The organism is Cellulosimicrobium sp. 4261, assembly GCF_040546915.1.
In the GTDB taxonomy this organism is placed as follows: Bacteria; Actinomycetota; Actinomycetes; order Actinomycetales; family Cellulomonadaceae; genus Cellulosimicrobium; species Cellulosimicrobium cinnabarinum.
This window is the reverse complement of record NZ_JBEPOQ010000016.1, coordinates 79,596-86,205: the sequence shown is the minus strand read 5'-3', so window position 1 is coordinate 86,205 and position 6,610 is coordinate 79,596. Positions and strand designations below refer to the sequence as shown.

General features: G+C 73.4%; 6 protein-coding genes and 1 riboswitch. Of the genes, 3 read left to right on the top strand and 3 right to left on the bottom strand.

The features are described from left to right. Window positions 1–313: 313 nt before the first annotated feature. Both ABIE39_RS16520 and ABIE39_RS16515 read left to right on the top strand, forming a co-directional pair. Window positions 314–1,315: an ATP-binding cassette domain-containing protein gene (locus ABIE39_RS16520; RefSeq protein WP_074808132.1), complete on the top strand. Its 1,002-nt coding sequence runs from the start codon at window positions 314–316 to the stop codon at window positions 1,313–1,315. Further along, on the top strand, window positions 1,315–2,166 hold the full coding sequence (locus tag ABIE39_RS16515; RefSeq protein WP_354052638.1) for an ABC transporter permease: 852 nt from the start codon (window positions 1,315–1,317) through the stop codon (window positions 2,164–2,166). Before ABIE39_RS16520 ends, ABIE39_RS16515 begins: the two co-directional genes overlap by 1 nt. A 51-nt stretch (window positions 2,167–2,217) precedes the next feature. Here ABIE39_RS16515 and ABIE39_RS16510 read toward each other — a convergent pair whose 3' ends face one another. The 3 genes from ABIE39_RS16510 to ABIE39_RS16500 all read right to left on the bottom strand — a co-directional run bounded on the left by ABIE39_RS16510 (window position 2,218) and on the right by ABIE39_RS16500 (window position 5,210). Continuing rightward, window positions 2,218–3,165: a universal stress protein gene (locus tag ABIE39_RS16510; RefSeq protein WP_354052637.1), complete on the bottom strand. Its 948-nt coding sequence runs from the start codon at window positions 3,163–3,165 to the stop codon at window positions 2,218–2,220. 187 nt (window positions 3,166–3,352) lie between these two features. Then, window positions 3,353–4,165: an NlpC/P60 family protein gene (locus tag ABIE39_RS16505; RefSeq protein ID WP_499278951.1), complete on the bottom strand. Its 813-nt coding sequence runs from the start codon at window positions 4,163–4,165 to the stop codon at window positions 3,353–3,355. Between the two features lie 7 nt (window positions 4,166–4,172). Further along, window positions 4,173–4,333: riboswitch (cyclic di-AMP (ydaO/yuaA leader) on the bottom strand. Between the two features lie 166 nt (window positions 4,334–4,499). After that, window positions 4,500–5,210, bottom strand: coding sequence for an iron-dependent transcriptional repressor DtxR (locus ABIE39_RS16500; RefSeq protein WP_354052635.1), 711 nt, complete (start codon window positions 5,208–5,210; stop codon window positions 4,500–4,502). 245 nt (window positions 5,211–5,455) lie between these two features. Here ABIE39_RS16500 and serC point away from each other — a divergent pair, with 245 nt between their 5' ends. Further along, window positions 5,456–6,598 (top strand): phosphoserine transaminase, encoded by a 1,143-nt coding sequence (gene serC / locus ABIE39_RS16495; RefSeq protein WP_354052633.1) that lies wholly within the window; start codon window positions 5,456–5,458, stop codon window positions 6,596–6,598. Window positions 6,599–6,610 lie beyond the last annotated feature (12 nt).

Below are 6,610 nucleotides of genomic sequence, written 5' to 3'. Positions count from 1 at the left end.
TTTTTCCCACCCACCCTACCCCCCCGCCACACCCGTCTTTAACGCCCGGCGCGGGCCCCCCCCCCCCCCCCCCCCCCCCCCCCCCGGGGGGGGGGGGGGCGCCCCCCCCCCCCCCCCCCCCCCCCCACGACCGCCTGTTCGACTCTCGGGCGCCCGATGCGGCGTCAGCGTCTCGTCCTGGTCTTCCGTGTCCTTCTCGGCGCACGATGGAGAGACGTGCACGACCGATGAGTTCTGCCGACCCGGGCGGTCGGTGGGTGCGTGGGTGACCCGGAGGTTCCGGGCGGCCCGTCGGCAACGGCCAGGAGGGGACATGACCGAACCTGCACGCGGCGACCTCGCCGTCGAGGCACGCGGCCTCGTCAAGCACTTCACGACCGGGAAGTCGGTGACCAAGGCGGTCGACGGCATCGACCTCCTCATCCCGGAGGGCACCGTGTTCGGCGTCCTCGGGCCGAACGGCGCGGGCAAGACGACCGCCGTCCGCATGCTCGCGACGCTCCTGCGCCCCGACGCGGGGACGGCGCGCGTGCTCGGCCACGACGTGGTGCACGACGCCGACAAGGTGCGGTCCGTCGTCGGGCTCACCGGGCAGTACGCGTCCGTGGACGAGGACCTCACGGGCACGGAGAACCTCGTCATGCTCGCGCGGCTGTACGGGTTCCTCGGGGGCACGGCGCGCGGTCGCTCCGCCGAGCTCCTCGACGCGTTCGGGCTCGGGGACGCGGGCGACCGCCAGGTGAAGACGTACTCGGGCGGCATGCGGCGGCGGATCGACCTCGCGGCGAGCCTCGTCATGAGCCCGCGCGTCATCTTCCTCGACGAGCCGACCACCGGCCTCGACCCGCGCAGCCGCAACCAGGTGTGGGACATCGTGCGCGTGCTCGTCGCCGACGGCGCGACCGTGCTGCTCACGACCCAGTACCTGGAGGAGGCTGACCAGCTCGCCGACCGCATCGCCGTGATCGACCACGGCAAGGTCATCGCGGAAGGCACCGCGACCGAGCTCAAGCGCTCGGTGGGCGAGGGTGCGGTCCACCTGCGCCTCGCGGACGCGACGCAGCGGGGCCGGGCCGCGGAGGTCGTGGGCGCGCTGCTCGGCACCGACATCACCCTCGCGAACGACCCGTACGCCTTCACCGCGCGCGTGCCCGACGACGGCGCGGCGGACGTCGCGCGGATCCTGCCCGCTCTCGGCGACGAGGGGATCGCGGTGCCCGAGTTCACGCTCGGCCAGCCCAGCCTCGACGAGGTGTTCCTCGCACTCACCGGCCAGCCCATGGACGACGACGAGACGATCGAGGAGGTGGCCTGATGGCCGCGGACCCCACGACCACAGCCGCGGAGCTGCGCGCACCCGAGGCGAACGCGCTGCGGGCGGCGGTCGCGCTCGAGCGGCGACCGGACCGCCCGTCCCCCGTCTCGGCGACCCTGACGTACACGTGGCGCGCGCTGCTCAAGATCAAGCACGTGCCCGAGCAGCTGTTCGACGTCACGGTCTCGCCGATCATCTTCACGCTGATGTTCACGTACCTGTTCGGCGGCGCGCTCGCCGGCGACGTGCAGAGCTACCTGCAGTTCCTGCTGCCCGGCATCCTCGTGCAGGCGGTGCTCTTCACGACGATCTACACCGGCTACACGATGAACACGGACATCAGCAAGGGCGTGTTCGACCGGTTCCGGTCGCTGCCCGTGTGGCGGCCCGCGCCGATCGTCGGCGCGCTGCTCGGCGACACCGTGCGGTACACGATCGCGTCGGTCGTGACCCTCGCGCTCGGCCTCGTGCTGGGCTTCCGCCCGCCGGGCGGCGTCGTCGGCGTGGTCCTGGGGATCGTGCTGCTGCTCGTGTTCGCGTTCGCGCTGAGCTGGGTGTTCACGGCGCTCGGGCTCGTCCTGCGCTCCCCCAACGCCGTCATGGGGACGTCGATGCTCGTGCTCATGCCGCTCACGTTCGCATCGAACATCTTCGTCGACCCGTCGACGATGCCCGTCTTGCTCCAGCGCTTCGTCGACGTCAACCCGGTCACGCACCTCGTCACCGCGGTGCGCGGGCTCATGGCGGGCGAGCCCGCGACGGAGGGGATCGTGTGGGTCCTCGTGGCGTCGGTCGTGCTCACCGCGATCCTCGCGCCGATCACCATGCGGCTGTACCGCAACCGGAGCTGACCTCCCGCGCGGCACACCCGCCGGGGCGCCGCCCTCGGGTGTGCCGGCGGCTCAGCCCTCCGGGGCCGCCGGCGCGTCGTCCTCGCACTTCATGGTCACGACCATGACGGGGCACGCGGAGTGGTGCAGCACCGCCTGGCTCGTGGAGCCCAGCAGCAGGCCGCGGAACCCACCACGCCCGCGCGAGCCCACGACGATGAGGTCGGACGCCGTGGAGAACTCCGTGAGGAGCTCGGCGCCCGTGCCGTCGAGCACGATGCGCTTGATCGTGAGCCCGGGGTGCTCCGCCTCGTGGCGGTCGATGATGACGTTGAGCCCTTCGGTGACGTCCGCGAGCACCTGCTCGTGGTCGATCGACGCCGGCAGCCACGCGAGCAGGCCCGCACCGGCACCGACCGGCACGCCCGCGACCGCGACGAGCTCGGCGTCCCACGCGCGGGCCTGGCGGATCGCGTGCCGCAGCGCGATCTCGGCGGACGGCGACCCGTCCACCCCGACGACGATCCGGCGCAGGTCCCGCACCGGCGGCAGCTCCTGGACGCCGCCCTCGTCGTCCTTCCCGCCCGCGCGGTACGGCACGACGACCGTCGGGCAGTGCGCGTGCGCGGGCAGCGCGGAGGAGACCGTGCCGAGCAGCCGCTCGGTGAAGCCACCACGGCCCCGGGTGCCGACGACGACGAGCGCGTGCTCGCGCGACATCTCGACGAGAACCCCTGCGGCGTCGCCGGTCGTGACGGTCGCCGTCGTGCGGACGCCGGCGCCCTCGGCGCGGGCGCGAGCCTCCTCCAGGACGGCGCGCGCGCCCTCCTGGATGGCCGAGTCGTCGAGGGCCGCGTAGCCGCCGTCGAGCGAGGCCGCCGTGAACGACGGCAGCGAGTAGGTGCACACGATGTGGAGCGGCCACCCGACGCGCAACGCGTACGCCGCGGCCCAGTCCAGGGCGTGGAGGCTCGGCGCCGAGCCGTCGACACCGACGAGGACGGATTCCGTGCGGGTCATGAGCGACTCTCCTCTCGACGGCCCGGTGCCATCGGACGACCAACCTAGCCGAGACCAGGCCCGGCCGTCCGTCTGCCACGAGTCACGAACACGTCAAGAATGCCACGAACCCCGCCCGCTCGCGCAGAGTGCGAGCGGACGGGGTTCGTCCAGCCAGTGACCGCAGGGGTCCTGATCGGGTGAGCGATCAGGCCACGCGGATGAAGGTGGGGTTCGACTGCCAGATCTGGCGGAACTGGACCGACTTCCCGGGGCGCGGGGCGTCGATCATCATGTTGTCGCCCGCGTAGATGGCGATGTGGCCCGGCGTCCAGATGAGGTCGCCCGGCTGCGCCTGGTCGCGCGACACCTTGGTGCCGACCGAACCCTGGGCGCCCGACGTGCGCGGCAGGTTGATGCCGACCTGCGCGTAGACGTAGCTGGTGAAGCCCGAGCAGTCGAAGCCGTCGGGGGTGGTGCCGCCGTAGACGTACGGCACGCCCACGTAGCGGGCCGCGATCGAGACGATCGCCGAGCCGTGCGCCGACGCGGGGGCGCCGACCGACGCCTCCTGCTGGGCCGGGGCCTGGGCCTCGTCGGACGAGGACGACTGCGTGGACTGGCGCTCCTGCGTGCGGCTCGTCTGCGTGGTGCGGACGGGCTCGGGCTCGGGCTCCGGCTCCGGCTCGGGGGCCGGGGTCACGGTGACCGGGGCCTCCTCGATGGTGAACGCCGCGTCGGCCGCGACGGTCACGGCCGGTGCGGCCTCGAGGGCCTGGCGGGCCTGCGCGGTGAGCGCGCTGAGGTCGACGGCGTTGAGCTTGCCGGACTCGTTGTCGACCGGGGCGGCCGTCGCGGGGGCGGCGGCGCCGATCATCGAGACGATGAGGCCGGAGGACGCGGCGACGACGGCGGTACGACGACCGACGCTCGACATCTGGTCCGATGCGGCCTGGGCGATGGTGCTGAGTGGCGTCACGGGACGCCGCGCCGCGCGGTGGCGGGCGCGAGTCGTGCTCACGGTCACTGTTGCCTCTCCTGGACGCCTGCGAGGTCAGCTGTCGGGTTCGGGTGGAAGAGTCACCCGGCCTGGCGGACCGAAGTCCGTCGGGCTTCACCCCAAGGGCGCTGTCTCCAGCGCCCGGAAGTGGGTCCCCCGTCCCTGTCATCGGGTCGTCGTGGGCCTCTCGCGGTGACAGGGTTAGGCGTTCCGCGCGAGGTCTCCGCCAGATGGGTATCCCGACGGAGCAGGACGACCGTACAGGAGCCCTCGGCAAAAGTCACGTTCCCATCACGACGGAACGCCGCTCTCCGCATCACCGCAGGTCACGGCGTTCCGGCCGATGAACGGACGGCTATCCGCGGGCGACGAAGAGGTGGCGCGCGACGTCGTCGGGCAGGTCGAGGACGACCGGCGCGCCCTCGCCCTGCACGGTGACCCCGCCGGCCGGCGCGGGACGCACGACGAGCGTGCGGCGCGGCAGCACCCCGGCCTGGACGAACCGGGCGAGGAGATCGACGTCGACCTGGACCGGCTCGGCGATCCGCTGGAGCACGACGCGCACCTCGGCCCCACCGAGGCCGTGCTGGGCGAGGTGGACGGGGAGCGAGACGACGCCGTCGAGGAAGTCGACCTCGTCGAGCTGCTCACCGAGCTCCGGCAGGCCCGGGATGGGGTTGCCGTACGGGTCGAAGTGCGGGTGGTCGAGCAGCCCGAGGAGACGCTCCTCGACGAGCTCGCTCATCACGTGCTCCCAGCGGCACGCCTCGGTGTGCACGTACTCCCAGTCGAGCTTGATGACGTCCGTGAGGAGCCGCTCGGCGAGCCGGTGCTTGCGCATGACGCGCGTCGCCTTCTCGTGGCCCACGGGCGTGAGCTCGAGGTGGCGGTCGCCCGTGACGACGACGAGCCCGTCGCGCTCCATGCGCGCGACCGTCTGCGACACCGTGGGCCCCGAGTGCCCGAGGCGCTCCGCGATGCGCGCGCGCAGCGGGACGATGCCCTCTTCCACGAGCTCGTAGATCGTCTTCAGATACATCTCGGTGGTATCGATCAGATCGGTCACGTCACGCTCCCAGTCGCTCGTCGGCTCGGGGCGCCCGGTCGTCGCTCCACGGGGCGCCTGCCCGCACCGGCGGGCCGCTGGGGGTCAGTCTATGGCGAGCCCGTGACCCGACCGGGGTGCCGCCCGGGGCCACCCGTGGTGCCTGGTGGCCGCGCCTCCCCGCGGCCCCCGGCGCGGACCGTGCGGTGACGCACGGCCTGTGGACGAGGCTCCCGGGGCACGCCGCGCGCGCGTAGGGTGACGCCGTGCCCGATCTCGCGAACACCTCGATCACGATCCCCTCGGACCTCCTGCCGGCCGACGGCCGCTTCGGGTCCGGGCCGTCCAAGGTCCGCGCCGCGCAGGTCCGGGCGCTGTCCGACGCCGGCACCTCCCTGCTGGGCACGTCCCACCGGCAGGCGCCCGTCCGGTCGCTCGTGCGCCGCACGCGCGAGGGCCTCGCCACGCTGTTCGCGCTGCCCGACGGCTACGAGGTCGTGCTCGGCAACGGCGGCTCCACGACGTTCTGGGACGTCGCGACGGCGTGCCTCGTCCGCTCGAAGGCGCAGCACGCGGCGTTCGGCGAGTTCGGCGCGAAGTTCGCCGCCGCGACCACCGCCGCGCCGTTCCTCGAGCCGTCCCAGGTGATCTCGGCCCCCGCCGGGACCGTCGCGCTCCCGGAGCCCGCCGACGACGTCGACGTGCACGCGTGGCCGCACAACGAGACCTCGACCGGCGCAATGGCGCCCGTGCGCCGCGTCCCCGGCTCGCGCGAGCGCGGCGCGCTCACGCTCGTGGACGCCACGTCCGGCGCGGGCGCGATCCCCGTGGACGTCGCGGAGACCGACGTCTACTACTTCGCGCCGCAGAAGGTCTTCGGGTCGGACGGGGGCCTGTGGCTCGCGCTGTGCTCGCCCGACGCGCTCGCGCGCGCGGACGAGGTCGAGAGCAGCGGCACGCGCTGGGTCCCGGAGTCGCTGTCGCTGCGCACGGCGGCGGCGAACTCGCGCCAGGACCAGACGCTCAACACGCCCGCGATCGCGACGCTCGTCATGCTCGCGGAGCAGGTGGAGTGGCTCCTGGGCAACGGAGGCCTGGAGTGGGCCGCCGCCCGGTCCGCCGAGTCGGCCGCGCACCTCTACGGGTGGGCGGACTCGCGCGAGTGGGCGACGCCCTTCGTCGCGAACCCGGCGGAGCGGTCGACGGTCGTCGGCACGATCGACCTGGACGACGCGATCGACGCGACGGCCGTCGTCGCCGCGCTGCGCGAGAACGGCGTGCTCGACGTCTTCCCGTACCGCAAGCTCGGCCGCAACCAGCTGCGCGTCGCCATGTTCCCGGCGATCGAGCCCGACGACGTCCGCGCCCTCACCGCGTGCGTGGACCACGTCGTCGACCACCTCGCCTGACGAGCACGGCCG